The 26,176-nt window shown below is 41.2% G+C and carries 25 protein-coding genes; 20 read left to right on the forward strand and 5 right to left on the reverse strand.

Annotated features, from left to right (window positions below; all coding sequences use genetic code 11):
* The first annotated feature begins 350 nt into the window (after positions 1-350).
* The 16 genes from DTOX_RS08305 to DTOX_RS08375 all read left to right on the forward strand — a co-directional run bounded on the left by DTOX_RS08305 (position 351) and on the right by DTOX_RS08375 (position 17,202).
* Positions 351-1,511 (forward strand): acyl-CoA dehydrogenase, encoded by a 1,161-nt coding sequence (locus tag DTOX_RS08305; protein ID WP_015757265.1) that lies wholly within the window; start codon positions 351-353, stop codon positions 1,509-1,511.
* Positions 1,512-1,619: 108 nt separating this feature from the next.
* Complete coding sequence (locus DTOX_RS08310) at positions 1,620-2,387, forward strand: electron transfer flavoprotein subunit beta/FixA family protein (RefSeq protein ID WP_015757266.1); 768 nt, start codon at positions 1,620-1,622, stop codon at positions 2,385-2,387.
* A gap of 16 nt (positions 2,388-2,403) precedes the next feature.
* Positions 2,404-3,384, forward strand: coding sequence for an electron transfer flavoprotein subunit alpha/FixB family protein (locus tag DTOX_RS08315; RefSeq protein ID WP_015757267.1), 981 nt, complete (start codon positions 2,404-2,406; stop codon positions 3,382-3,384).
* 190 nt (positions 3,385-3,574) lie between these two features.
* Positions 3,575-5,626: a heterodisulfide reductase-related iron-sulfur binding cluster gene (locus tag DTOX_RS08320; protein ID WP_015757268.1), complete on the forward strand. Its 2,052-nt coding sequence runs from the start codon at positions 3,575-3,577 to the stop codon at positions 5,624-5,626.
* A 40-nt stretch (positions 5,627-5,666) separates the two neighbouring features.
* On the forward strand, positions 5,667-6,848 hold the full coding sequence (locus DTOX_RS08325; RefSeq protein ID WP_015757269.1) for an acetyl-CoA C-acetyltransferase: 1,182 nt from the start codon (positions 5,667-5,669) through the stop codon (positions 6,846-6,848).
* An 88-nt stretch (positions 6,849-6,936) separates the two neighbouring features.
* On the forward strand, positions 6,937-7,788 hold the full coding sequence (locus tag DTOX_RS08330; protein WP_015757270.1) for a 3-hydroxybutyryl-CoA dehydrogenase: 852 nt from the start codon (positions 6,937-6,939) through the stop codon (positions 7,786-7,788).
* A 12-nt stretch (positions 7,789-7,800) separates the two neighbouring features.
* Positions 7,801-8,583, forward strand: a complete 783-nt coding sequence (locus DTOX_RS08335) for an enoyl-CoA hydratase-related protein (protein ID WP_015757271.1) — start codon at positions 7,801-7,803, stop codon at positions 8,581-8,583.
* Between the two features lie 130 nt (positions 8,584-8,713).
* Positions 8,714-9,436, forward strand: a complete 723-nt coding sequence (locus tag DTOX_RS08340) for a hypothetical protein (protein ID WP_015757272.1) — start codon at positions 8,714-8,716, stop codon at positions 9,434-9,436.
* An 82-nt stretch (positions 9,437-9,518) separates the two neighbouring features.
* Entirely contained in the window at positions 9,519-10,328 is an 810-nt protein-coding gene (locus DTOX_RS08345) for a hypothetical protein (RefSeq protein ID WP_015757273.1), read from the forward strand.
* Positions 10,329-10,638: 310 nt separating this feature from the next.
* Positions 10,639-10,848 carry a hypothetical protein gene (locus tag DTOX_RS08350; protein ID WP_015757274.1) on the forward strand — a complete coding sequence of 70 codons (210 nt, stop codon included), beginning with the start codon at positions 10,639-10,641 and terminating at the stop codon, positions 10,846-10,848.
* A complete protein-coding gene (locus tag DTOX_RS22910; RefSeq protein WP_015757275.1) occupies positions 10,826-10,972 on the forward strand; it encodes a hypothetical protein in 147 nt (48 codons plus the stop codon). The genes DTOX_RS08350 and DTOX_RS22910 overlap by 23 nt, the downstream gene beginning before the upstream one ends.
* Positions 10,969-12,276, forward strand: coding sequence for a [Fe-Fe] hydrogenase large subunit C-terminal domain-containing protein (locus DTOX_RS08355; RefSeq protein ID WP_015757276.1), 1,308 nt, complete (start codon positions 10,969-10,971; stop codon positions 12,274-12,276). Before DTOX_RS22910 ends, DTOX_RS08355 begins: the two co-directional genes overlap by 4 nt.
* Positions 12,277-12,309: 33 nt before the next feature.
* Positions 12,310-14,913 (forward strand): bifunctional acetaldehyde-CoA/alcohol dehydrogenase, encoded by a 2,604-nt coding sequence (gene adhE, locus DTOX_RS08360; RefSeq protein WP_015757277.1) that lies wholly within the window; start codon positions 12,310-12,312, stop codon positions 14,911-14,913.
* A 23-nt stretch (positions 14,914-14,936) separates the two neighbouring features.
* Positions 14,937-15,329, forward strand: coding sequence for a hypothetical protein (locus DTOX_RS08365; RefSeq protein ID WP_015757278.1), 393 nt, complete (start codon positions 14,937-14,939; stop codon positions 15,327-15,329).
* Between the two features lie 335 nt (positions 15,330-15,664).
* Complete coding sequence (locus DTOX_RS08370; protein ID WP_015757279.1) at positions 15,665-16,903, forward strand: hypothetical protein; 1,239 nt, start codon at positions 15,665-15,667, stop codon at positions 16,901-16,903.
* 59 nt (positions 16,904-16,962) lie between these two features.
* Positions 16,963-17,202, forward strand: a complete 240-nt coding sequence (locus DTOX_RS08375) for a hypothetical protein (protein WP_157862881.1) — start codon at positions 16,963-16,965, stop codon at positions 17,200-17,202.
* Between the two features lie 98 nt (positions 17,203-17,300).
* On the opposite strand, the gene DTOX_RS08380 is transcribed toward DTOX_RS08375, so the two are convergent.
* The 3 genes from DTOX_RS08380 to DTOX_RS08390 all read right to left on the reverse strand — a co-directional run bounded on the left by DTOX_RS08380 (position 17,301) and on the right by DTOX_RS08390 (position 18,394).
* Entirely contained in the window at positions 17,301-17,576 is a 276-nt protein-coding gene (locus tag DTOX_RS08380) for a type II toxin-antitoxin system YafQ family toxin (RefSeq protein ID WP_015757281.1), read from the reverse strand.
* Positions 17,566-17,847, reverse strand: a complete 282-nt coding sequence (locus DTOX_RS08385) for a type II toxin-antitoxin system RelB/DinJ family antitoxin (protein ID WP_015757282.1) — start codon at positions 17,845-17,847, stop codon at positions 17,566-17,568. The genes DTOX_RS08380 and DTOX_RS08385 overlap by 11 nt, the downstream gene beginning before the upstream one ends.
* 256 nt (positions 17,848-18,103) lie before the next feature.
* Positions 18,104-18,394 carry a hypothetical protein gene (locus DTOX_RS08390; RefSeq protein ID WP_015757283.1) on the reverse strand — a complete coding sequence of 97 codons (291 nt, stop codon included), beginning with the start codon at positions 18,392-18,394 and terminating at the stop codon, positions 18,104-18,106.
* A gap of 1,079 nt (positions 18,395-19,473) precedes the next feature.
* Here DTOX_RS08390 and DTOX_RS08395 point away from each other — a divergent pair.
* Entirely contained in the window at positions 19,474-21,630 is a 2,157-nt protein-coding gene (locus DTOX_RS08395) for a DUF3160 domain-containing protein (protein WP_015757284.1), read from the forward strand.
* A 10-nt stretch (positions 21,631-21,640) separates the two neighbouring features.
* Positions 21,641-22,537, forward strand: a complete 897-nt coding sequence (locus DTOX_RS21400) for a hypothetical protein (protein ID WP_052292919.1) — start codon at positions 21,641-21,643, stop codon at positions 22,535-22,537.
* Positions 22,538-22,568: 31 nt separating this feature from the next.
* Here DTOX_RS21400 and DTOX_RS08405 read toward each other — a convergent pair whose 3' ends face one another.
* Positions 22,569-23,147, reverse strand: coding sequence for a Uma2 family endonuclease (locus tag DTOX_RS08405; protein ID WP_015757286.1), 579 nt, complete (start codon positions 23,145-23,147; stop codon positions 22,569-22,571).
* Between the two features lie 172 nt (positions 23,148-23,319).
* On the opposite strand from DTOX_RS08405, the gene DTOX_RS08410 reads away from it, so the two are divergent.
* Complete coding sequence (locus DTOX_RS08410) at positions 23,320-24,039, forward strand: EcsC family protein (protein WP_015757287.1); 720 nt, start codon at positions 23,320-23,322, stop codon at positions 24,037-24,039.
* Positions 24,040-24,213: 174 nt separating this feature from the next.
* On the opposite strand, the gene DTOX_RS08415 is transcribed toward DTOX_RS08410, so the two are convergent.
* Positions 24,214-24,987 carry an HD domain-containing protein gene (locus DTOX_RS08415; RefSeq protein ID WP_015757288.1) on the reverse strand — a complete coding sequence of 258 codons (774 nt, stop codon included), beginning with the start codon at positions 24,985-24,987 and terminating at the stop codon, positions 24,214-24,216.
* A gap of 214 nt (positions 24,988-25,201) precedes the next feature.
* On the opposite strand from DTOX_RS08415, the gene DTOX_RS08420 reads away from it, so the two are divergent.
* Positions 25,202-26,002 (forward strand): DUF3786 domain-containing protein, encoded by an 801-nt coding sequence (locus DTOX_RS08420; RefSeq protein WP_015757289.1) that lies wholly within the window; start codon positions 25,202-25,204, stop codon positions 26,000-26,002.
* Positions 26,003-26,176 lie beyond the last annotated feature (174 nt).

The raw sequence follows: 26,176 nt of genomic DNA on the forward strand, positions 1-26,176 counted from the left end.
ATTTTCAGTAAGATAGAAAAAGCTCACAGCTTGAATCATAACAGTAGATTTGTGTATACAATTGTGTTTTGTGTATACCATGAATACATTGCCTTTTCAGCGTGTAAAGCAAATGTTGGTAGGCCCGATGCAAGTTTCTTCTGTAAATTAAAAAAACACTGTTCTTTAGATCATCCTCCTCTACAATAGCTCCAGCCTTGTAAATTCGTTGTTTTACAGTATTTCAGAGTTTTCGAAAAATTGGTATGGTCTTTGCTAGGTATAGTTGTGAAGACAGGTCCGTTTGCAACCTGATTTGGATCAGGGTTATGGTAAGGGGCTAAAATACATCTTTGAGGAGGAGTATCTAAGTGATTTTTAAATTAACTGAAGACCAAGAAATGATGCAAAAAACCGTAAAAGATTTTTCTGATGAAGTTATTGCTCCTGGTGCGGCTGCACGGGATCATCATGAAACATTTGAAAAAGAAATAATGTGGGACAAGATGGCTGAAATCGGTCTGCCCGGTATTCCGTTCCCCGAAGAGTATGGCGGGACTGGCATGGACAATGTTAGCTACGCTTTAGCCGTTGAAGAATTAAGCCGTACATGTGCTTCCACCGGTGTTACGCTTTCTGCTCACGTTTCCCTGTGTGCCTGGCCGATTTATGGTTTCGGCACCGAAGAACAAAAACAAAAATTCTTAACCCCGCTGGCCAACGGCGAGAAAATCGGTGCTTTCGGTTTAACTGAGCCTGCCGCCGGTTCTGACGCAGGCGCTACCAAAACCACTGCCGTTTTGGAAGGCGACAACTATGTACTTAACGGTACTAAAATCTTTATTACCAACGGTTACTATGCCGACATCTATGTAATAACCGCTATGACCGACAAGTCCAAGGGACTTAAGGGCATCACTGCTTTCATCGTAGAAAAAGGCACCCCCGGTTTCACCTTTGGTAAGAAAGAAGAAAAAATGGGTATTCGTGCTTCCGCTACTTATGAATTAGTATTTGATAACTGCAAAATCCCCAAAGAAAACATGCTGGGCAAAGAAGGCGAAGGCTTTAAAGTAGCTATGGCTACCTTAGACGGCGGACGTATCGGTATTGCTTCTCAGGCTGTAGGTATTGCCCAAGGCGCTTATGACTATGCTTTAAATTATGCTAATACTCGCGAACAGTTTGGCAAGCCGATTTCCGCACAGCAAGCTATTGCTTTCAAACTTGCTGACATGGCTATGAAAATTGAAGCTTCCCGCCTGTTAACCTTAAAGGCTGCTTATATGAAGGATGCCGGAGACAAGAGATACGGTTTATATTCAGCTATGGCCAAGTGCTTTGCCGGTGACACAGCTATGGAAGTAACCACTGAGGCTGTTCAAATCTGCGGTGGCAACGGTTACACCAGAGAGTATCCTGTTGAGCGTATGATGCGTGATGCTAAAATTACCCAAATCTACGAAGGCACCAACGAGATTCAGCGCGTTGTTATTGCTGCCCACCTGGGTGTTGGCGGGAGAAAGAGATAATAATAAGCTCATAACAGTTTGTTGATGTATTTTATGAGCGGCTTCCGCATGGGGTCGCTCATTAGATGCCTATCATTATAAGTAAGGGAAAAGCAAAGGAGGTAGCGTATGAAAATCTTAGTGCTTTTAAAACAAGTTTTCGATACTGAAGCCGCAATTAATATTTCTGGTGGAAAAATCAGTGATGCCGGTGTTACCCAGATTATTAACCCGTACGATGAGTTTGCCGTTGAGGAAGCTTTGAAAATTGCTGAGGTTGCCAAAGGTGAAGTAACCATTGTTACCGTAGGTTCTAACGTAGATCAGACCGTACGCCAGGCGTTGGCTATGGGTGCTGACAAGGGTTATGTAATTGATGACGCGGCAATGGCAGATGCCGATGAATATGGCGTAGCAGTTGCTCTGGCTAAAGCAATCAGCGGTATGGAGTATGACCTGGTGCTGGCCGGCTGGAGAGCCATTGATGACAGTTCCGCTCAGGTAGCCGCTCGTGTTGCTCAAGCCTTAAATATTCCGTTAGTTAATTTAGCAGTTAAATTGGAAGTAGCCGGCGGCACAGCCACTGCTACCACTGAAATCGACGGCGGTTCCGCAGTTGTGGAAGTCGCGCTTCCGGCAGTGATTACCTGCCAAAAGGGTTTGAATGAGCCCCGTTACCCGTCCATGAAAGGTATTATGAAAGCCAAGAAAAAGCCGATTGATAAGGTTGCTTTAGGTGCTTTAGGTTTAGACGCAGCGGCAGTTGCAGCCAAAGTTAAACCGTTGAACGTATATTTGCCGGCAGCCCGCGCAGCAGGAAAACTTATCAAGAGCGAAGCTGCTGATGCGGCTAAGGAAGTAGCCAAATTACTGCGCGAAGAAGCTAAAGTTATATAAGGGAGGGTAATCACAAATGGCAAAAGGTATTTGGGTATTTGCTGAACAGCGTGACGCTAAAATAAAAAAAGTGACTTATGAATTGTTGAGTGCCGGTCGTGGTTTAGCCGACCAGCTTGGCGAAGAACTTTGTGCGGTATTGCTCGGTAAAGATGTTGCCGGCCTGGCGGCGGCTCTTGGTGAGTATGGTGCCGATAAAGTTTATGTTGTAGACAATGAAAAATTAGCCGAATATACCTGTGATGCATATGTAAACGTAGTAGCAGATTTAGCTAAAGCTAATGAGCCCACCGCTGTTTTCTTCGGTTATACGGCAGTAGGCCGTGACCTGGGAGCCAGTCTGGCCCAGCGTTTGGCTACAGGTATGGTTTCTGATGCTGTCAGCGTTAAAGTAGATGGAGGCCAGCTGGTATTTGACCGCCCGCTTTATGCAGGCAAAGCCTTTGTAACCGCATCTTGCGCGGAAGCTCGCCCGGTTATTGCAGCTATGCGTCCTAACGTGTTAGCTATTAATGAACCGGCAGCTGGCAAGCAGGCTGAAGTTGTTAATGCTGATGCTAATACAGGCGACATTCGCCAAAAGATTAAAGAAGTTGCTATGGCTATCTCTTCCCGCCCGGAACTCACAGAAGCCAACATTATTGTCTCCGGCGGCCGTGGTGTTAAAAATGCCGAAAGTATGAAGCTGATTGAAGAATTGGCGGATGCAATTGGCGCTGCCGTAGGTTGCTCACGTGCTGTAGTGGATGCAGGCTGGTATCCGCAGTCCCAACAGGTTGGACAAACAGGTAAAACCGTATCACCGAACCTTTACATTGCCTGTGGCATTTCAGGTGCTATTCAGCACCTGGCCGGTATGAGTTCCTCCAAGTGTATCGTAGCTATTAATAAAGACGAAGACGCCAATATCTTTAAAGTAGCTGATTACGGTATCGTAGGTGACTTATTCCAGGTTGTTCCGATTCTCAAAGAAGAACTCAAGAAATTACTGGCTTAATCTATAGATAGATATATTAACGTAAGCTGTGGCATCTGCTGGAACTTTTGATGGTATACAGATAAATAACCACCGGTTCCAGCAGCTATATATTTTTTGAAATTAAATGGAGGGTAAGCCTGGATGTATGTTGACCAGGTATGCGGATACCTGTCCAAAATTGTAAACATGGTCGAAGGGAGAGGTCAACATGAGCCTCCTGAAAATTGTTATTTTTGCAGCATTGGTGGCCTTCGGTCTTTTTAATATGGTTCAGGGTATTAAAGAGCGAATGATGGCAACCTATCTGGGAAAAAAGGATAACAGGTCTGACAATGCGGGAGAGCGTGTTAGAGGCCTGTTGGTCTATGTGTTAGGACAAAAGAAGATTATTAGTGAGCCGGAAGGCGGGATTATGCACTTAATGATCTTTTTTGGAGCCAACCTGTTTGGTTTAGGCATATTGCAGTTCATTTTGGCAGGTTTGATACCCGGCTTCAATATTCCTTATATCACAGACAACCCCCTGTTTTATCTGTTTGTTGATGTAATTGGTTTGATAGCTATTATAGGTATTTGGTATTCCGGCTGGCGCCGCTGGGTGCAAAAGGTAGAAAGATTGGAAGCAGAGGCTTTTGGAACACCGGCTGAAAATCTAATCCTCGGCATGATTGCAGGCTTGTTCATAATGATGGGCTCTGTCCTGGCAGGCAACGGTTTTAAATATGCATTAACTCAGGATCCTATGTATTCACTGGCCCCTATTACCGGCTTTCTTGGCAATCTGTTCAGCGGAATGTCTGCACAAGCACTGGCAGCCGGTGTGGAAGTATCTTTTTGGGTTCATGTGATTTTTTTATCCGGTTTTATGGTCTTCTTCCGTTATTCACCGCATGTTCACCCGGTGTTTGCACCACTGAATGTGTATTTCCGCACACTCAAGCCGCGTGGCGGCATGATTGAGCCGATTGATTTTGAAAATGAGGAAATTGAGCAGTATGGGGCGGCCAAGTTAGAGCATTTTACCTGGAAAGATATCATGGAAGGCTTTGCCTGCGCTGAATGCGGCCGCTGTCAGGCTAATTGTCCTGCCTATCTAAGCGGTAAGCATCTGTCACCGAAGCATTTTATTCACAAGTTAAGAATGCATGTTGAGGAAAAAGTGCAGGTCCTCGGTCCTGCTTTAAAACAAGCCCAATTGTCCAATTCTCCTGTAGCAGAGATGGCTATCAGCAGTGAAAGCGCTGAAGCTGTTATGGAAAAGACCCTGGTGCCTGATGTGTTTAGTGAAGCAGAAATTTGGGATTGTACTAACTGCGCCAGCTGTATGGAACAATGTCCGGTGATGAATGAACATGTGCCTAAAATTATTCAGATCAGGCAGAATCTTGTTATGATGGACAGTGAGTTTCCGGCTGAGGCTCAATTGGCTTTCACCAATATGGAGCGCAACTATAATCCCTGGGGTGTGGGTTGGAACAACAGAGGAGATTGGGCCAGTGAGCTGGATGTTAAAGTTCTGGCCGATGACAGTAATGTCGATATAGTTTATTTCGCCGGTTGCGCTGCAGCCTTTGATGATCGCAGTCAAAAAGTAGCTACATCTTTTGTCAAAATATTAAAGGCAGCCAATGTAAACTTTGCTATTTTGGCCTCAGAAGAAAGATGCTGTGGTGACTCGGCCAGAAGGCTGGGAAATGAGTACCTGGCTCAATCATTAATAAATGAGAATGTAGAGGCCTTAAACGGTTACGGAGTTAAGAAAATTGTGACTACCTGCCCGCACTGCCTGACTGTGCTTAAAGATGAATACCCGCAGTTCGGAGGTAATTATGAAGTTATTCACCATACACAATTAATTAACCAGTTGATTAAAGAAGGCAAGTTAAGATTTAAACCTGCCAGTGCGGGAATGAAAATTACTTATCACGACTCCTGCTTCTTAGGACGTTATCAAAACGAGTATGAGGCGCCCCGCCAGATTATCGATAAGTTGCCCGGAATTAACCTGACTGAGATGGTTCGCAACAAGACCAAAGGCTTTTGTTGCGGTGCCGGCGGCGGAAGAATGTGGTTGGAGGAACACGGCACCAGGATTAATGTTATGCGTACGGAGCAGGCTTTAGAAACCGGTTCTGAAGTTGTAGCAACCAACTGTCCGTTTTGTTTAACTATGATGGAAGACGGTATTAAGGATAAAGGTGCAGCAGAAGCAATTAAAGCCTTTGACCTGGCAGAATTAGTGGAAAGAAATTTACAGTAAAACAAAAATAAAAATACGCTTTACAGAGAGGAGATAAATTATGCGTGATGCAGTAATCGTCAGTGCGGTTCGTACTGCTGTAGGCAGCTTTGGCGGAGCTTTAAAGGACATTCCTGCCGCGGAGCTGGGTGCCATCGTTATTGCTGAGGCTTTAAAACGGGCCGGGATTAGCGGTGAGCAGGTTGATGAGGTTATTTTCGGAAACGTATTGGGAGCAGGTCTGGGACAGAATGTATCCCGCCAGTGTTCACTTAAAGCAGGTATTCCTATTGAGGTTCCCACATATTCAGTAAATAAAGTATGCGGTTCCGGTTTGAAAACAGTTGGCATGGCTATGCAGATGATACGCGCTGAAGAGGCTGATATTGTAGTGGCCGGCGGTACTGAAAGCATGAGTATGGCTCCGTATTTAATGGAAAAAGCACGCTGGGGCATGCGCATGGGTGACGGTAAAGTTGTTGACGCTATGATCAAAGACGGTCTGTGGGATGCTTTTAATAATTATCATATGGGTATTACCGCTGAGAACATAGCGGAGAAATATGATGTTTCCCGCGAAGACATGGACAAGTTTGCCCTGTCCAGTCAGTTAAAGGCTGTTGCAGCTATTGATGCAGGTAAATTTAAAGATGAAATTGTGCCGGTTCCCATTCCTCAAAGAAAAGGTGATCCCGTACTTTTCGATACAGATGAATATCCCAAGCGTGGATCAACAATTGAAGCTTTAACCAAGCTGAAGCCTGCATTTAAGAAAGACGGACGTGTGACCGCCGGTAATGCCTCCGGCATTAATGATGGTGCAGCAGCCTTTGTTATAATGTCTGCGGATAAAGCCAAAGAACTTGGCATTAAGCCTATGGCTGTGATCAGGAGCTTCGGTGCGGGTGGCGTAGATCCCTCTATTATGGGTATGGGTCCTGTTCCCGCTTCTAAAAAAGCTTTGGCTAAAGCCGGTATAACCGTAGCTGATCTCGATGTTATTGAAGCAAATGAGGCTTTCGCGGCACAGGCTCTGGCAGTGGGCAGAGAACTTGGTTTCCCGGAAGAAAAGCTTAATCCCAACGGTGGGGCTATTGCTATCGGTCACCCGATTGGTGCCAGCGGTGGCAGGATTTTAGTAACCCTGCTTTATGAATTAAAGCGTACCGGCGGCAAGCTTGGTTTGGCTACTTTATGTATCGGTGGCGGCCAGGGAGCGGCTCTGGTTGTTGAGATGGCCTAGTTCTTAGTTTAGATTGATAGTGCCGGGTTTTGATTTATTTGCCCGGCATTTTTATAAAAATATGTTATTAACTTCAGGAGGGATTAGCATGGTTCAAACAATTATGGTTATCGGTGCCGGTCAAATGGGTGGAGGTATTGCTCAGGTTGCCGCTCAGGCCGGTTATAATGTAATTCTTAACGATATTAAAGACGAGTTTGTACAAAGAGGTTTGGGCATTATTGATAAAAACCTTTCCCGCGCCGTATCCAAAGGTAAAATGGAAGCTGCCGCCAAGGATGCAGTTCTGGCCAAAATTAAAACATCTACCAGCCTTGACGATGCTAAGGATGCAGATCTGGTTGTTGAAGCCGCTATTGAAAATATGGAACTGAAAGCAAACATTTTCAAAACTCTTGATGTTGTTTGCAAGCCGGAAGCCATCCTGGCTACCAATACATCCTCACTGCCGATCACCCAAATTGCGGCCGTAACCAAGCGCCCGGACAAAGTTATTGGCATGCACTTCTTCAACCCTGTACCGGTTATGAAATTATTGGAAATTATTCGCGGTTTTATGACCAGTGACGAAACTTATAATACAATTGCCGAGATCGGGTTAAAAATGGGCAAGGTTAACGTTGAAGTAAAAGACAGCCCCGGCTTTGGATCTAACAGAATCTTACTGCCGATGATTAACGAAGCTTTCTTTGTTCTGTCAGAAGGTCTTGGCACTGCTGAAGATATTGACAATGTAATGAAATTTGGTATGGCTCATCCCATGGGGCCCCTGGCTTTAGCTGATTTAATCGGTTTGGATACCTGTTTAAACATTATGAATGTTCTGTACGAAGGATTCAAAGATTCCAAATACCGTCCTTGCCCGTTACTGGTCAAGTATGTACAGTCCGGTTTGTTGGGACAAAAGACAGGTAAAGGCGTATACGATTACAGCAAATAGGAGGTGTCTCACATGACCTGGAATAATCTATTACTGGAAAAGGAAGACGGTATTGCGGTTCTTTCTGTTAACCGTCCAAAGGTTTTAAATGCTCTTAATGAAGAAACTTTAAAAGAGCTTGGGGATGCTTTCTCTCACCTTGAAAATGACGCTGAAGTAAACGTAATTATTTTAACCGGTGCCGGAGATAAAGCTTTTGTAGCCGGTGCGGACATTGCTTTCATGCAAAAACTTACTCCCATTCAAGCTAAAGAATTTGCCCGCCTGGGACAAACTGTCTTCAGTAAAATTGAAAACCTGAAAAAGCCGGTTATAGCTGCCATTAACGGTTTTGCTTTGGGTGGCGGCAACGAGCTGTCTATGAGCTGTGATATTCGCATTGCTTCTGATAAAGCTAAATTTGGTCAACCGGAAGTTAACCTCGGCATTATGGCCGGTTTTGGCGGCACCCAGCGATTAACCCGCCTGGTTAACCCCGGCATTGCCAAAGAAATACTAATGACTGCCGATATGTATGATGCACAGGCAGCCCAGCGCATCGGTCTGGTAAATCATGTGGTAACACCTGAAGAATTAATGCCTTTTGCCAAGAGTATGGCCAAGCGCATTGCTGCACGCGGTCCGGTGGCCTGCCGCCTGACCAAGGAAGCTGTAAATGACGGATTGGAAATGGATTTAGAAAAAGCATTTATTCTGGAAGCTGACCTGTTTGGTTTGGTGTTTGCTACCTCTGACAGAAACGAAGGTATTGATGCTTTCTTAAACAAGCGCAAACCTGAATTTAAAAACGAATAGCTTAGAAAGATTAATGTCTTGGAGGAACCGTCACAACTGTGGCGGTTTTTCTTATCCTAAAAGACTTTACGGGCTGGTAAAAATATTATGTTTAACAAAATATCTTTTTCTGGGAGGAGTTTAAGGCCAGATGTCGAACAGATTAATTAAGCTGAAATATGTTTTTTGCAGCACTAGTCAATTAGGGGTGGTTCTCATCAATGAACGAATTCATAAAGAGAGCTTAGATGGTCTCCAGATAAACAATGAGGAAAGCAGTTTGCATGCTTTAATCAGGGAGTTGCCTCTTGCTTTTATGGGTGAAATACTTTTAAAGGGATCTCTTTGCATTAGTCAAAATCTGGCACAAAAACTTTTACTGGTCCTGGTAAAAGCGAAAGAAGAACTGCACAAGATTGATGTGGATATTAAAAAGCATGCGCTTAGTTTTAAAATAGTGGTTAAGAAAAAGCGAAATATGTATGGCTGTCTATTGAAAATTAAGAAAATTGAAATTAATGCAAAAAGTAATTATTTAATTTTGCATCTGGCTGAACCTCCTCAAATCAGAACTAACAGTGTTTTGCAAAATATATTTGTCGGTATTGGTACAAAAGTAACTCATATGAATTCGGGTGAAGAATTTATCATTAATTATTTATTTGGCAATAAAAGAGGAATAGACTATTCAGATAACAGGATTACCATGGATCTCAGGAAGATGGCATACATAAATGAAATATATAGCAGAGAGATATTTGGCCTGAAGCTTATTGATGTGGTGGATATAAAAGAGGTAATTATTAATGAGGGTATGGTAGAGATTTTCTGGGATGTTGCTATGCCCTCGGTTGAAAGTTTTAATCTTGATTAAGGGAGTGTGATGCGATGAACGTTTAGTTATCGCTATGTGTTGGACTGGCTTTTAATAATATTTTTATATAGAGGTGAAGGGTATGACAAGTATGCTGGAAAACATTAATATAGCTGATATTATTGGTAAGGTTGGTACTTTCGCCAAAGAGTATATAGAAACACAGGTAAAATATTTTTCGGATAAGGATAATATTTATGAGTGGAGAGATAAATCGCAGGTTCGCGTTATAGACGGGCTGTATTTTATTACTAAACTGGCGTTAGATGCCAAGGATACGATTGCTGATGAGAAAGTAAAGTTTTACCTCCAAAATCCCGAATATCTGATTGAAGCTGTTACGGAAAAGATTCAGGAGATTAAAGAAAATCCCGTGGGTACACTGGAAGAATACTCCTACCTGGGTACCGGTACACTGGGCTTTTTGCTGGGTTATGGGGCTCCTAATTTAAAAATTTCTATGCTGGGTTTAAGCAAGCAGTCAATTATTTCCCACAGCATTTTACCGGTGCTTGGTCTGAAGAGGCTTTTGGATATGGCTCTCAAATCGGAAGAAATATTTGATTTCACTCCGGTTGAAGAGATAGTGAAAGCCGACATGGTTAAAATGATCAAGCATTTTGCTTCTAACCCCTTGTTAATCGGATTTACTTTCGGTGTGGGTGCTCACCTGATGCTGGATGTAATCAGATCCAATGACGGCATTGTATTAACCGGTTTACCGACAACTATTCTGCCTGGCGGCAGGCTGATTGACCGGGCCTGGTTGTTAGGCAGCGCTCTGGCCTGCTTCTCATTGGGTAAAGAATACATTTGCGCTTCCCAGGGTATCGAAAATGAAATGATGACACTAAATGATGTTGTTCGCATGGTGGAAAAAAGAGCCAGCTAGCAATAATGCTTGATTTATCATAATAATATGATAATAAAAAAATAATTTTAACAAACTGCCTGTAATATACGGGTAGTTTTTTTTGTGCTCTGGGAAATTATGCTTATGATAGATCTGTGGATAACTGTAAGTTTATTTTCGGTGATAATTTGGTTAAATTAATAGAGAATTTGTGTTTGCATAATTTCCGTCGAGCACGAGTGGCTGCGGCTGTCTCGAAAGTCGCTTAAGCGACTTTCTTGGCTTTTTGTATAGAAGTGAAATTATTAGGGATATATAAAATATCTCTTATGGGATTGGAGGTGAGCAGTTGATTCGTTTTTTTTGCCAGGTATGCTGTAACGATAATGATGAAAAGTATGACATTTATACCAGAACAGATGATCTGTATAATATATTAACTATTGTTTGCAAGCAGTGCGGCAATACCAGGGAGATACTGGTCAGCAGTGAGTTGGAAAGCTTTTGTCGCGATGAAAAGGGGGGCAATATACTGGATGTTAAAGGGGATAACTTTTGACAGCAAGCGCTGCATCATATGCGGTGAGCCGGAGAAGCCGGGTTATTTAATCAGCCGTAATAAATACAATGCATCAGTATGTGACCGCTGTGAGATAAAGGCAGCGAGACATATTAATAAATGAACAAAAATGATTTTGCTCACCGTATACTGGTAAATCTGGCTCGCCAAATGAAACTGGGAGAAATACTTGACAGAAAAAAGCTCTCGGATAAAATCATTGCCGAGTGTTTCCCTGAAAAAATCGAAGATGAGCAAATCTGGCGTGACAGGATAGACAAGCGGCTGGATTTTTTGCTGCAACACAGCCGGCAGGAGGAATCAGAACCGCTGTTGGTACACTTGCTTGAAGAAAGCTGTGAGGAATGCAGTGTGGAAAAGCGGCCCTGTGTTCATGCATGTCCTACAGGAGCTATAACTTATGACCGGCATGGTAAAGGCAGCATAAATACCGCGCTGTGCGTGGAGTGCGGATGGTGTGTGGATACATGTATTTCGGGTGTGATTATAGCCCGCTCTGAATTCGCACAGGTTGCAACTATGCTGCTGCAAAGTAAGGTCAACCCAGTATATGCCATACTGGCACCCTCTTTTGTAGGGCAGTTTGGGCCCGGTGTAACCCCGGAAATATTAAAAGCCGCTCTCAAGGCGCTGGGTTTTAGCGGTGTCTATGAAGTAGCCATGGCCGCGGATATAGTTGTTCTTGAAGAAGCCAGAGAGTTCTGTGAGCGCATGAAGAGCAGGGAAAAGTTTATGATCACCTCCTGCTGCTGTCCTGCTTTTATAAAATTGGTGGAAAAGGTGAGGCCTAAAGTTGCCCACCTGATTTCTCCTTCCATGTCACCGATGATTATTATGGGAAAAATGCTTAAGGGGAGGGAGGAAGAATGTCGCGTAGTTTTTATCGGTCCCTGTATAGCTAAAAAAGCAGAAGCTAAAAGACCTGATTTACAGCCGGCTGTTGATTGCGTATTAACATTTAAGGAAACTAAAGCTTTACTGGAGGCTGCTGAATTATCACTTGACGGTTCACTGGGGCAGAGTGAGGTGCAGGATGCATCGCATGACGGGCGTATTTTTGCACATACCGGTGGTGTTTCCGAGGCTATTCACAGGGCTGTACAGAGGCGTGCGCCGGATTTAGAGTTCAGGCCGGTTAAAGGCAACGGGTTAAAACAATGCAGCGAATTGCTGAAGCAGCTGGAAGAAGGCAGGTTGGATGCCAACTTTATGGAGGGTATGGGCTGCCCGGAAGGCTGTGTCGGAGGTCCGGGAACCAATATCAAAGCTGCCGAGGCGGCGGTTTTGGTCAGAGAATTTGCAGACAGGGCGCCAAAGCAGCAAAGTGATGACAATATCTTTGCCCTACAATGGATGAAGGAATATTACAAAGCTGCGGATACCGAATCTATCAAGCTGGATATGTGATTATTGAAGAGTACTTATTGCGGGGGTAATCAAATGGACGTACAAAAGACTTCCGAAAACAAATCAGTCGAAGAAGCTATTGAGAACCTGGTAGAAAAGGCTTTAAGAGCCAGGGACAATTTTTTAAATTATAACCAGAAACAGGTGGATGATATTGTCAGGGCTATGACTTTGGCCGGTCTGAACAGACACGCGGAACTGGCTAAAATGGCGGTAGAGGAAACCGGCCGGGGTGTTTATGAGGACAAAATAACTAAAAACATCTTTGCTACTGAGTATATTTACCATAGTATTAAGTACCATAGAACAGTTGGTGTGATTAATGAAGATGAAGAGGCCGGTTACCTGGAAATAGCTGAACCTGTAGGTGTGGTAGCCGGAGTAACGCCTGTTACCAACCCTACTTCCACAGCTATGTTTAAAGCTATAATCTGCATGAAAACCAGAAACCCGGTGATTTTCAGTTTCCATCCCGGTGCTCAGAAGTGCAGTGCTGCCGCGGTGCGGACTTTGCTGGAGGCCGCTGTATCGGCGGGAGCGCCTGAAAACTGTATCAGTTGGATTAAAGAGCCTTCCGTAGAAGCAACGAGAGCCTTGATGAATCACCCGGGAGTTGCCCTGGTATTAGCTACCGGGGGAGGCGGGATGGTCAAATCGGCTTACAGTACAGGTAAACCGGCACTGGGCGTGGGTCCGGGCAATGTACCCTGCTACATTGAGAAATCGGCTAACTTGCGGCGAGCGGTTAATGACATAATCCTGAGCAAGACTTTTGATAACGGGATGATTTGCGCTTCTGAGCAGGGAGTTATTGCAGACAGAGAAATAGCAAGGGAAGTCAGGAGACTGTTTACAGACTACGGTTGTTATTTTCTTTCACCGGAGGAAACCGGACTGCTGCAGAGGATGGTTACCGGAAACGGTACCTGCTCTTTAAACCCGGACATAGTTGGACACCCTGCTGAGGAAATTGCCAAAACAGCCGGTTTTGCCGTGCCTTTCGGTACTAAAATTCTGATCGCGCAAATTGACGGGGTGGGCAAGGATCACCCTCTGTCCAGAGAGAAATTAAGCCCTGTACTGGCTTATTACGAGGTAAACGGGTATGAGGAAGGCTTTAAGCTGTGCCAGGAAATGATAGAATTTGGCGGTATGGGACATACTTCGGTGATTCACAGTGAGAATGATGAGCTAATCAGGAAGTTTTCGCGGCGCATGATGACCGGCAGGATTGTGGTCAACTCACCTTCCAGCCATGGCGCTATCGGGGATATATATAATACTAATATGCCGTCTCTAACGCTGGGATGTGGTTCAATGGGACATAACTCAACTACCTCCAATGTCAGTGCGGTTAATTTGATCAACGTTAAGCGCGTGGCCTATCGCCGGGAAGGCATGCAGTGGTTTAAAGTTCCGGAGAAAGTATATTTTTCACCAGGTGCGGTTCAATACCTATCCAAGATGCCCGGGGTGGCAAGGGCAGCAATAATTACTGATAAGATTATGGTCGATTTGGGTTATGTTGATAAGGTGCTTTATCACTTGAACAAACGTTCCAATAAAGTTGCGGCGGATGTCTTCAGCGAAGTGGTGCCGGATCCGTCACTGGAAACAGTTCAGAGCGGTGTGTCCATGCTCAAGAACCTGCGGCCGGATACTCTAATTGCATTGGGCGGCGGTTCTGTAATGGACGCGGCTAAAGCTATGTGGCTATTTTATGAGCACCCGGATGTAGAGTTTGATTGGCTCAAACTAAAGTTTTTAGATATAAGGAAGAGAACCTATAAATATCCCAAACTGGGCCGTAAGGTGAAAATGGTGGCAATACCCACCACCAGCGGCAGCGGTTCAGAGGTTACAGCCTTTACCGTAATTACGGATAGAGGCGCTGAGATTAAATATCCTTTGGCCGACTACGAATTAACTCCTGATGTGGCCATTATTGACTCAGAGTTTACTTATTCAGTGCCGCCGGATTTGACTGCCGATACCGGCATAGATGTACTGACTCATGCGCTGGAAGCTTATGTTTCGGTGATGGCTACTGATTATAGCGATGCCATGGCTATAAAAGCTATGGAGATGGTATTTGAGTATTTACCGCAGGTGTACCGGGACGGAGGCAATAAAAAGGCCAGAGAAAAAATGCATAATGCCTCCTGCATTGCGGGAATGGCTTTTACCAACGCCTTTTTGGGCATCTGTCACAGTTTAGCGCATAAGGTGGGCGGGGAGTTTCGTATCCCGCACGGCAGGATTAACGGAGTTTTCTTGCCTCATGTGATTGAATACAATGCTCAAAAACCGTCCAAATTTGTTTCCTACCCTAATTACGAATATTACATGGCTCCGGAGAAGTACAGGCGGGCCGCGCAGCTTTTGGGACTGGCGTCCTCAAGCGTTGAACAGGGTGTGGCATCTCTGGTCGGGGCTGTGCGCATATTAATGGCGGAGATTAACCTGCCTGCGACACTGATGCAGTTGGGTATTAATCGGAAGGATTATGAGGCTAAAATACCCTCACTGGCGGAAAAGGCTTTTGCCGATCAGGTAACCGTGACCAACCCGCGGCTGCCGTTGGTGGCTGAACTGGAGGTTTTATTGAGAAAAGGCTATGGTGAGATTAATAATTAAAATGATAAAAAGGATGTGTATTGATGAATGAATTAGATTTATTAATCAAAGAAAAATTGGTTCCGCTTAGAGAGAGAATATTAGAATCCTTTGCTCAAAAACACCCCTACATAGAATCTGTGATGAATGGCATGCTTTCAGGTAAAAAGAATAGAGTTGGAATGGTGGTAACAGAAAGCGGCAAGACTATAGGTGAATATACTTTTCATACGGAAGGTCTTCATGTGGCAAGTGTTGATTGTGGTGAGCTGTCTCCGGAAATAAAGCACCCGTTCCTGGGAGTCATAAAACCTTATGCTATAGTTGAAAAATCTACACTGGAGAAAATGCTAAATGATGAAGAAAGGCTGGAAAATGATCTTTTTGCCACTGCAATGGGATATATGCCAGAGGTAACTTTGAAGTTTTTGCATTGATTTTTAATAGCAGAAATGACCGTGTATGCGGTCATTTTTTATGTAGCAGGCAATACTTAAGCCCAAGGGACATGGTTGGCGGAAAAAGAACGATCTACAATGAAAGCCAAGACGGAATACAGATCTCATGAAAAAAACGTTGGGCCAATTGATTCTGAATGGAAAATGATGTTACTGCTATAGGAAAACTCACCACTCACTATTACACAAATTGAACATTTCCTAAATACTGATAATTGTTTGGCCTTGTGGTATAATATTCATAATTGTATAGCACAACTAACTGATGTCCAATGCGAACTGCCGGAAAAAATAGAATGAAGGGGAGGATAAATATGGTAGACGGACGTCCCAAGACACTTAGAATAACTATTATTTTCGCAGTTGCTATACTGTTAGTTGTTTCAGTTTTTAAGCTGGCAGGATCACTGAAGAATACTGGAAATAAGATGATTGAAGCAAGTAAAGACAGTATATCCGATACATCTAAATCTTCAACTGTACTGCAAAAAGATATTTCAAGTCCGATTAAAATTACAATACCCTTAAAGCTTGCAGATCCTGAAAAAACGCTTGTGGATTACTTCAAATCCATCGGTTATGACGCCAGGCTGACCAAAAAGAATGATACTGTGGAAAGAGGTAATGAAAAAGGCCTGCACCTGATATTTGATCTAGGAAACGGCACAAGCTTTCAAGCTACTGTCTTCAAGCTTGATAATAAGGAAAACGGTGCATGGGAAATTACCGATTCCAGCTTTATCAATCCTAAAGGAGAACTTCTGGTTGCACTGATTGAACAGAAACTTGCCGCTATAATATCCACACAGAAGTCGGATGAATTGGAGCATAATAAAAACGCATTCAAGAGTAACACTTTGATTGAAATAGCCAACTATGGAGAACCGGCATACAAATACATGACAGGACAATTTGCAAATGGTAAAGGAAAGGGTGAACGGGGTGATTTAATGGCGGAGGCTTGTATAGAAATACTCGGATACAGGAACAATGTTCCGAAAGGCTGGAAGAGCGGCGAGGAATGGTATTCACAGCTAAAGCCTCTGGAAATAGTACCATTGCCGCCTGTAAATCCGCCCAAGGGTAAAACCCTTGAAGAGCTTGCAACTGCGGCAGCCCTCAAGCGTTATAAACCGTATAATGAAAATGGAGTGGTGATGGTTGCTCCGTATGTGTTTGATAAATTTGAAGAAGGCGATATGCTGACCATATGGGCAACGGTGGATTTTCAGCAATATCTGCTCTATGAGAAAAAGCTTGTTCAAATCAGTGGAGGCGTTGTTCCTGCCGCTATAAAGCTGTGCAAGGGGTCTGATGGAAGCTATGCATTTGCTGAATACATCGAAGCAAAGGATGGCGCCGGTTTTGTGCCGTCCATAAAGGAGTTTTGCAAACAAAAAAGTGGAGTTGCAGAAAAAATTATTGAGCAGTATGGTAAGCATAAGGAATTGGCGGCTAAAATTCATGAGAGCCTTATAGCCTATCTGAAAGTGAACAACCTGACCGGCATATATCTTGAGGACTTTAACGGAGAACAAACGCCGCTGACATGAAACACGAAAACCGCTCTTATCAATATCAGGGAAGGGCTCTTTGGAAGGGGATTTGTGGTATGCTGGGAGTTTCTCTTTTCTTTGGAGTTTTATTGTGGATTTGGGTAATAGTAAGTAGTGCTACTCATTTGGTTATAACAATTATTGTCTATCGTGATGCAAAGAAACTTTATGAGCCAGCTTTAAGTATTTCACCTTTCTTATGGGCAGCTATAACTTTTGCAATGCTTATAGGCGGAATGTTTATTTACTGGTTAATGAATTACTCTAATCTTACCAGGACAAATTTTAAAATCTGAATATGAAGTAGTATCATCGTCAAATGCAGATTTACAATTACAACGATACGGGCAAATAAAATATAAAAACTAAGAGGCCCCATAGGGCCGTCCTGCACTCAAAATAAGTCGCTGTGTGTGCCTGTTCTGGTAAGTGTCAAAACTAAAACATCGTTGTCAATCTTGTAAATCAAAAGCCAGTCGGAAGTAATATGGCATTCTCTATGTCCGGTCCAATAACCTGTTAACATATGGTCTTTGTTTTTCTCCGGCAAGGGGATTCCAGCCGCCAACAGAGAAACAACATCTTGCAGCAATTGGATATTATACCCTCGCTTCATAATTGTCTTTAAGTCTTTTTTGAATCTACCTGTCGATAAAATCTCATACTTCATTCCGGACCTCCGCTATCAGTTCTTCAAAACTTGAATAGCGTTTTGCATTTGGGTCACGGCTTATTCTATTGGCTTCTTCCATAGCCGCTATTGTTTCAGCATTCGGAATATTTAAAGAAATTTCAAAGGGTATTTTTCCCTGCCGAACAGCCTGTCGGACGAAAACAGTGAATGCTGTCGTCATATTCATACCCAATTCAGAGAAAAGTTGTTCTGCCTGTTCTTTGAGTTCTTTATTAATGCGAATGGTTAAATTTGTTGTTTCAGACATTTGCTATCACTCCTTTGTTATTATTATATACATTTTAACACAAATTATGTGCATTGCAAATGCAATGCACATAAAATAGTATTGTCCTTCATATAGCTATACTTGCTTCATTCTTCCAGCCATAATTTAAAATCCTTTACAGATATTTTACCCTTCACGCATAAATTCCTTCTTTTCCGTGTTTCCTCTGCCCATTTGTAAAAGGCCTCCTTGTGGATTTAAAGGTGGATTTCAGGAAATTAATTTATAGAAAATCTCATTTTGTTATTATCTTATTGACTTTCAATTTATTGATTACCTGGTATAATTCATTAAGAGCAAATTCCTCGGACATAGATAAACCGGTTTTTCTGTGAAACGTTTTAAGTACTAGCTTGGCTGCGTCAAAAAGTTCAGATATTGTGGCTCTAGCGCTTTCTAATTCTTTTGAAGCCATAATGCTTAATTCTGATTCGTTCGTTTTTATACCTGATGAATCAGCTAATGAACATGTTTGCTCAACTTGTGAGATATGCAAGCCAAAACGGTTGTCCGTTAAAATTTTCAATAAAAACACCCCCATTCATTTTAGATACTTGTAAAAACATTTGCTATATACTGTGCAAAATTTTATATTTTTTGTAATTATAACAGTAAATTATTAACCTATTCTTTTATATATCTTAATTTTATATTGAGATTGGGTTAAAAGCCAAAAACTATAAATTGCTATATAAATTAAACAAAAACTGTAGATAAAAAATTCTACAGTTTTTGTTGTCTAATTAATTATTTCATTACTTTCAATAGCTTTGATGAGTATAATTATTATTACCGTTATAATTGTAAATTCAGGCAAATAATAAGTGATAAAATTTACCACTAATAAAACCAGAGCTAAAAAGCCATTATAATATCAACGGGTTCACAATAACCGAGCTAAGATTATTACAGGGTCTTAACAGGCTGTATAATAATCGGTCAAAGGTTAATATTAGGTTATAATAAGCTTAGTATTAGCTGGCGGGAAGATCGGTAGGTATTTAGGCAGGCCATATAGTAATCTATAAGATTACTATATGATCGTATGAGATATCTATTGGTTGAGCTAAGATTAGTATGAGTTTCGAAGAAAACTTTTTATGAGTTTTTGAGGTCTATAATAGTCGTGAGATTATTATAGGCTTCTAAGGAATTCATGCTAGTTGAGCAAAGGTTATCATGGGTTTCATAATGGTTCAGGGTAGTCGAAAGATTGTCTTGGGCTATGAAGAGATGCATGGTAGTTGTAGCGTAGGTTATTGTGGGCTCTTAAAGGAACCTTTTCTCTTCAGGAGAAAGGTTCCTTATTATGTGCGTAGCTATTTTAAAATACATCTTCAAATCTCACCTTAATTGATTCTTCAAAGGTTCTTCTATACTTTAACTGTCATAACAAGTTAACTTTTTTCTAAAAGGATCGATTAGACCGGTCTTTTTTCTGTGTTAATCTGATATTAAACATCTGTTGATTCGTTTGATAAATTGTTGTACCATATTCAAAAAAAGGTAAATAAGTTTATTGCGGCGAATTATTTATAAATTCATGTTAAGGTTAATATATTTAAAAATCTTAACTTGAGCAAATATAAGAAAGGGTGAAGAATCATGAACAGGAGATTGTTTATTTTTCAGGGTCTACTGGCAGTTTTTCTTATTGCACTTGTCAGCCTGACAGGTTGCAGCTCCCTAATAGGAACTTTAAACACAAAAGGTGTTGTTGCTCAGTCAGAGAAGGTTAACGTTCCTGTATTTGCGGCTTACGAAGATGTGCCGGTGAGCATTAAACCTGCTGTAGTGCCATATAAAGTAAATCCTGACTTAAGCAATATCACCAACCGTTCTATGTTTCAAATTAGTGACCAGGCTAAAGACATGCTGGTTAAAAACAGTTTTGCGGTAGTCCCTAACGACTACAGGGAGTTTTTCGAACTTTACGAAACAGAAAGATATGAACCGGTGCCTCTCTTTATCACCACAGATTCAATACTACATAACTACCACTTATTTTTTGATCATTTACTCCGAACCATTGAAACTGACAAGTTGGCATCAGAATTAAAAGTACTGAACAAAGCTATGCTGGAGCAATCAAGAAATCAATATGATACATTAAAAGGTACAGGCTGGGAGAATGCCGCCAAAAGAAATACCGGATTTTTTGCTGTAGGAAGCAAACTGTCTGATAATGCTGCCGTAGTACCTGAAGTTATTAAAAAGGAAGCGGCAGAAGAACTAAAACTAATAAATGAGCACAATACTATGGCAATTTCACCGGTTATGAGTATGGGTAATGGTGATGAAAACATTCCCAAGGAAGATTACTCACAATATACACCCCGCGGGCATTATGAAAAGTCTGATATACTGAGAAATTATTTTAGAAATATGATGTGGTATGGTAGAATTACCTTTTGTCTTAAAAATGAAGATGAGTTGAAATCTGCTGTTTTGGCTGCTCTGGCACTAAGTGACGACCAAATCAGGTTAGGTTGGGAGAAAATTTATCAGTCAACAGGTTATTTTGCCGGTCAATCTGACGATATTTCCTATTATCAGATACGAGAGTTACTGGAAAAAGTCTATGGACCCAATGCTAACCTGCGAGAATTAACCGGCAACAAGGAAAAATGGAAGGCTTTTATGAAAGCTGTCTTAGAATTAAAAGGCCCGTCCATTAACTCCATACCTCTTGAGTCGGTTAATCAAACTGCAGAAGAACGGGAAAAAGAAATAAAGGGTTTTCGTTTTATGGGACAGCGTTTTACTGTTGATGCATATATCCTTCAAAGACTGGTTTATCCTGAGGTAAAGGATAACCGGCGAGGCAAAATGAGGGTGCTGCCCAAGGGGATGGATATCCCGGCAGTACTTGGTTCAAAACAAGCTTATAATATTTTGCAGTCTGAAGATGAAACCCAATACCGTTACTATGAAGAAAAATTTGAAAGAATCAAGGCTGAAACAGAGGGCATGGATAAAAATACTTGGACGCAGAACCTTTATAACGGCTGGCTTTACTCGCTATTACCCATGCTTCAGGAAAAAACTCAAGGTTACCCTTCTTTTATGCTTAACCAGGCCTGGGCCAGAAAAGAGATTAATGCTTTCCTGGGCAGTTGGACTGAATTAAAGCACGATACAATTTTATACGCCAAGCCGGTTTATGCTGAAGCGGGAGGCGGGGGAGATAATATTGATGACCGTGGTTATGTTGAGCCAAATCCCTATGTATTTGCCCGTCTGGCTTCATTGGTAAAAATGACGTCAAAGGGTTTGCAGGAGGCCAATCTCATAGATGACCGTGATAAAGAGAATCTTAGAAGGATGGAAGAGATGACCCTTACCTTAAAGAATATAGCTGAAAAAGAAATTAACAATCTTCAATTAACCGGAGAGGACTATGATTTTATACGTTTTTATGGGGCAAACCTGGAACATTTCTGGTTAGAGGCGCTGCGTGATGAAGGTATTGATCACCGCTCGGCGATTTATGATAAACCGGCGGCCCTGATAGCTGATATAGCAAATTACCCGGAAGGCGGCAGTATTTTAGAAGAGGCAACCGGACACATATTTGATATATATGTTGTAGTGCCGGTGGAGGGTAAGCTAAGGATTTGCAAGGGTGGAGTGTATTCCTACTATGAGTTTACCTGGCCGATAAACGATCGCCTGACGGATACAAAGTGGCATAAGATGTTGGAAACCGGTGCTAACCCGCCACTGCCTCTATGGACAAATATGTTTATAACAACCCGCTGATATGAGAAAGTTGACGACACTTTTAATTCTTTGTCTGGTATTTGCAGTAATTTTACCTGGATGCGTTTCGATCAGAGATGACTTTACAAAGTTTCGTAAAGAAAAGCTTAAACTCCCGGTCAGGGTAAGTTTAATTAACCTGGCTGTTTTGGATGCGGCAGCTTTTCAAATGCTTAGAAATACTTGTGAGCAGAACTTAAAATACGGTATTATGTTACCGGTCCAGATATTAAGTATGCTTAAAAGTAATGAGAATTATGAAGAAGCAATTAATACCGGGGGTTTAGCAGCCTTACCATTGCTGCTAAACCCTCTAGCCCCACAAAATTATGCTATACAAGATAACATTTTAATAGTTGATCAAAATAAATATAAACAAGAAGAAAAGTATGTAGTTTTTCCACGTAAATCTTTACAGGAGAAGAAGTTGCTAAAAAGTCTTTCTTATGATTTGGACGGGGATGGTCAGGTGGAAAAGTATTCTTTATGTGATGGCCGTGTAACAGTGTCGAAAGACAAGGACTTGCTTTGGCAAACACCGGAATACTGGTGGGTTGATGATTTCTTATTAGCAGATGCCAATAATGACGGGAATTGTGATCTCAGCTTACTGCTCTGGAAATCCGGAAGTTTTGGAACACAAATGCCTTTTTGGATAGAAACTGTTGATAAAAGCATAAAGAACCATCTGTTTGTCTTTAAACTAAAGGATGGTGTTATTAAACCGTTATGGCAGTCTTCAAATTTGGATTTTCCTATTCTTGCCGCAGCTTATACAGACATAGACCGGGACGGTAATAACGAATTTATAGCCGTAGAGGGTAATTATAATAATCCTCATGAGCGTAAACTTACTGTTTGGAGATGGAAAGGCTGGGGATTCCATTTAGTCTCATATCGGCATTGACGAGTCATAGCAGACATAGTCCAGGATGTAATTAATATATAAAAATATCTTTAAGATTAATAGTTAAATCTGTAAAAATAGATGAACAAATTTGACCGTTTTTATAAATTTCAAATTCACCGTACTCATCATTTTCTTGTAGACTGTAGACCACGATCTCTTTACGCACATAATTTACAATCCAATATTCTTTGATTTTGTGCTTTTCATACAAATGTAACTTTTTTATATAATCAATGGAAGGAGAGGACGGAGAAGCAATTTCTATTATAAAGTCCGGCGAACCCAGGCAGTGTTTTTCACATATTTTTGATTTATCGCAGACTACCAGTAAATCGGGTTGAACGACAGTCTTAATATTTTGAACTTCCTCATTTCCTTCGGGCAGCAATACATCATAGGGTGAATAAAAAACAAAACAATCTTTATTAGCGAAATAGTTTGCTAAATGCAAATATAATTTTCCAGATACAATTTGGTGTTTTGTTGATGGTGAAGGTGTCATTGTATATAGTTTACCATTTAATATTTCGTATCTATTTTTATCGGGAAGCATTAGATAATCGGAGTAACTATATTGTGTTAATTTTCTTATAGTGATATTAGACATTTGGATTTCTCCTTTTATTTCTATAAAAAATACTTTTATTATATATACTTCCAGTCTTGTATGGTAAAATTAATGTATAAGTATATTTTACCAGTTAAAACCATTAAAATAAACCTAAATAATTTAATTTTCATTAATTTTTTAAAAATAATCTTTGTCATGAGGGGCAATTATGGATACGGAATCTTACGAAGAAAAAATTATGCATGAATTGAAAATATGGCAGCTGAAAATGACAAAGAAGCCTTCTTTAACAAACCGGTTAGCTAAAGGCCTGCAGCATAAGGTTAATGATATCATTCCGGATAAGGTGCACGATCTGATAACAGCTACTATTAAAAACATGGTAAAAGCTGTCTTATTCGGTTCCGAGTATATTTCCAAATATCCTGATCATGGACTTTCTTTGGAGGAAAGTGAAAAATTAGTATTGGAGAAGGCCAATTTCTACAAGAAAGTAGCTGCTACCAGTGGTGCAGGTACAGGCGCAGGAGGACTTTTGCTGGGACTGGCTGATTTTCCCATATTATTGGGCCTGAAAATCAAATTTTTATTTGATGTTGCAGTATTATATGGGTTTGACGTAACTGAATTCAGGGAGCGCTTATATATTTTATACCTGTTCGAATTAGCCTTTTCCAGCCAGGAAAAGCGATCACAAGTATACAGTTTTATACTAAATTGGGACATGAAAAATGAGCAGTTGCCTACAGAATTAGAAGCCTTTGACTGGCGGAGCTTTCAACAGGAGTACCGTGATTACATAGATTTGGTTAAAATGCTGCAGTTAATGCCTGGGATTGGGGCAGTTGTAGGAGCATATGCCAATTATCAGTTGATGGATAAATTGGCCGAAACCGCTATGAATGGTTATAGGTTGCGACTGTTATAAGTAAATAGCGATTATGACGCACTTGTAGCTGATAAGTGTTTCGCAATTTTAAAAAGAGCCGGGTCTTTTGATGTCCCGGCTATATTAAATAAAAATAAAAATACACATTAGAAAATGATAAATAAGTGATTGTTGGGAGATGCTATCCAAAGCCAATGAATCTATATACATGGATTAATTGCTGATAAAAGACAATAAGTGCTCTTGAACAGCCAGTAAATCTGTGGTTTGGGGTAAGGTGTCAAAAATTTTTGTAATGTAGCCTTGTCGGGCAATTTCCGCAAGAGTAAATTTAAAATTTATATCATAAATCCAGGATAACTGCAATAGTTTTCTATCATTGCAATTTGCAACATCACTGTAGCTGCAGCTTTGCTGCTGGAGTAAATTTTGCACAAAAGTTTGGGAATACTCAGGTGTGTCCGGCAGACCTGTCTCCATCACTGAATATGCGTCATTGGTTGGATGTGTATAATATTCTACAAACGAATGAAGAATATCCAGTTTGTCTGCATCCCGGATTAAACGCGCAAACATTAGGCAGCGTTCCGGCAGTGACAATGGCAAATCACGCTGGTTGTGATATTCAATAGCTGTTTTGATAATTGCTTTTTCTTCCTCTGACAGAACAGACAGAACTCCGGTAAGCCCCAGTTCACGTAGACCCATTTGAGCATGATCTTCTGTACGACGGTCGTTAAAGCTGCGGTAAACAGTGTATTGCTTAAAGCGGCCCAAATCGTGAAAGAGTGCGACGGTGTCAGCCAGGTAAAGATCTTCCAATGACAGATTAAGTGATTGACCAATACGATTAATGTTTTGGCACACCCTGTCTGTATGCTCCTCTTTGAACTTAATACCGGTTTGTATTTTGGGATCGTCGCTGTAATAGCTTTTGGTATATTGATAAAACCAGAGACGAAAAGCCTTGACTTGTTCCTGGTGCAAATATAGTGCCTCCTTTCAGTGCCAACACCTTCAGCCGTGCACATTTGACCTTCTCAGGCAACTTACGGCCTTTGGTGAATTTACCGTTAACCTTATTTATATTATAATTTATACTGTAAACAAGTACAACGGAATCTATAACAGAAACATGATGTTAATGTTTGCAGTTCACGGCTAATACCAAACATTGCGAGCATGGAAAGGGGTTATTTAATTGTCTAAACTTAATACTCCTCTGGATATCTATAAGTTTTTGCCAAAATCAAATTGCGGACAGTGTCAGCTGGCTGGGTGTTTGGCCTTTGCGGCTGCAGTGATAAAGGGTCAAAAAAATCTTAATGAATGTACTAATTTGGATGACCACACAATTAAGCAACTTAATAAACAAATTGTTAATCTTAAAACTGCTGATACAATTCAAGAGCAATTATTGAAGTCTTTGCAAAGGGAAATTTCTTCAGTCGATTTTCCTTCCTCAGCGCTAAGACTGGGTGCGTCATATACCGGGAAATACTTAAAAATCAAGGTTCTTGGTAAGGATTTTATGGTGGATTCTAATGGAATAATTATTTCTGACTGCCATGTGAACTACTGGGTGACAATACCGTTGCTTTCCTACATTAAGTATGCCAGGGGAAGCAATGCTGCCGGAAATTGGGTTCCTTTCAGGGAATTAAAAAACGGTAAATCAAGAGAGGCCATTTTTCGAAAACGGTGTGAACAAGCTTTAAAACACATTATTGATAAAAATACAGATCTGTTAGAAGATATAATTAGTGTTTTCAGTGGCAGTCAGTTGGTTAATGTCTTTTCGTCGGATATTTCGCTCGTTTTATATCCACTGCCGAAGATTCCTATACTAATTAACTATTATAAGCCAATAGATGATCTTGAATCGAAACTCAATATTTTTTTAGACGAGACAGCGGAAGATAATTTAAACATTGAGCTAATTCATATGCTCTGCACCGGTTTAGTAACTATGTTTGAAAGGATAGCTGTGCGGCATAGTTAATGTTGTTGAACGCGATCTGATATGATTGATAACTAAAAAGATAAAATATGACATTAAATTCACCGGAACATTTCACACAAATAATCGTCTTATAATTAACAGGACATCTTCTTACTAATCTATGAGATATGAATTGCATAGGTATGGGACAAGAAATGCAACCTAATATTTAGG

The organism is Desulfofarcimen acetoxidans DSM 771, assembly GCF_000024205.1.
GTDB classification, from domain to species: domain Bacteria; phylum Bacillota; class Desulfotomaculia; order Desulfotomaculales; family Desulfofarciminaceae; genus Desulfofarcimen; species Desulfofarcimen acetoxidans.

Excerpts from the sequence above, each read along its gene's own strand:
- DTOX_RS08335 (WP_015757271.1), top strand. The coding sequence starts at position 7,801 with ATGACCTGGAATAATCTATTACTGGAAAAGGAAGACGGTATTGCGGTT.
- DTOX_RS08405 (WP_015757286.1), bottom strand. The coding sequence starts at position 23,147 with ATGTCTAATATCACTATAAGAAAATTAACACAATATAGTTACTCCGAT.
- DTOX_RS08325 (WP_015757269.1), top strand. The coding sequence starts at position 5,667 with ATGCGTGATGCAGTAATCGTCAGTGCGGTTCGTACTGCTGTAGGCAGC.
- DTOX_RS22910 (WP_015757275.1), top strand. The coding sequence starts at position 10,826 with ATGTTAAAGGGGATAACTTTTGACAGCAAGCGCTGCATCATATGCGGT.
- DTOX_RS08330 (WP_015757270.1), top strand. The coding sequence starts at position 6,937 with ATGGTTCAAACAATTATGGTTATCGGTGCCGGTCAAATGGGTGGAGGT.
- DTOX_RS08370 (WP_015757279.1), top strand. The coding sequence starts at position 15,665 with ATGGTAGACGGACGTCCCAAGACACTTAGAATAACTATTATTTTCGCA.
- DTOX_RS08315 (WP_015757267.1), top strand. The coding sequence starts at position 2,404 with ATGGCAAAAGGTATTTGGGTATTTGCTGAACAGCGTGACGCTAAAATA.
- DTOX_RS08380 (WP_015757281.1), bottom strand. The coding sequence starts at position 17,576 with ATGAAGTATGAGATTTTATCGACAGGTAGATTCAAAAAAGACTTAAAG.
- DTOX_RS08410 (WP_015757287.1), top strand. The coding sequence starts at position 23,320 with ATGGATACGGAATCTTACGAAGAAAAAATTATGCATGAATTGAAAATA.
- DTOX_RS08320 (WP_015757268.1), top strand. The coding sequence starts at position 3,575 with ATGAGCCTCCTGAAAATTGTTATTTTTGCAGCATTGGTGGCCTTCGGT.
- DTOX_RS08355 (WP_015757276.1), top strand. The coding sequence starts at position 10,969 with ATGAACAAAAATGATTTTGCTCACCGTATACTGGTAAATCTGGCTCGC.
- DTOX_RS08365 (WP_015757278.1), top strand. The coding sequence starts at position 14,937 with ATGAATGAATTAGATTTATTAATCAAAGAAAAATTGGTTCCGCTTAGA.
- DTOX_RS08345 (WP_015757273.1), top strand. The coding sequence starts at position 9,519 with ATGACAAGTATGCTGGAAAACATTAATATAGCTGATATTATTGGTAAG.
- DTOX_RS08385 (WP_015757282.1), bottom strand. The coding sequence starts at position 17,847 with ATGTCTGAAACAACAAATTTAACCATTCGCATTAATAAAGAACTCAAA.
- DTOX_RS08395 (WP_015757284.1), top strand. The coding sequence starts at position 19,474 with ATGAACAGGAGATTGTTTATTTTTCAGGGTCTACTGGCAGTTTTTCTT.
- DTOX_RS08375 (WP_157862881.1), top strand. The coding sequence starts at position 16,963 with ATGCTGGGAGTTTCTCTTTTCTTTGGAGTTTTATTGTGGATTTGGGTA.
- DTOX_RS08310 (WP_015757266.1), top strand. The coding sequence starts at position 1,620 with ATGAAAATCTTAGTGCTTTTAAAACAAGTTTTCGATACTGAAGCCGCA.
- adhE (WP_015757277.1), top strand. The coding sequence starts at position 12,310 with ATGGACGTACAAAAGACTTCCGAAAACAAATCAGTCGAAGAAGCTATT.
- DTOX_RS08340 (WP_015757272.1), top strand. The coding sequence starts at position 8,714 with ATGTCGAACAGATTAATTAAGCTGAAATATGTTTTTTGCAGCACTAGT.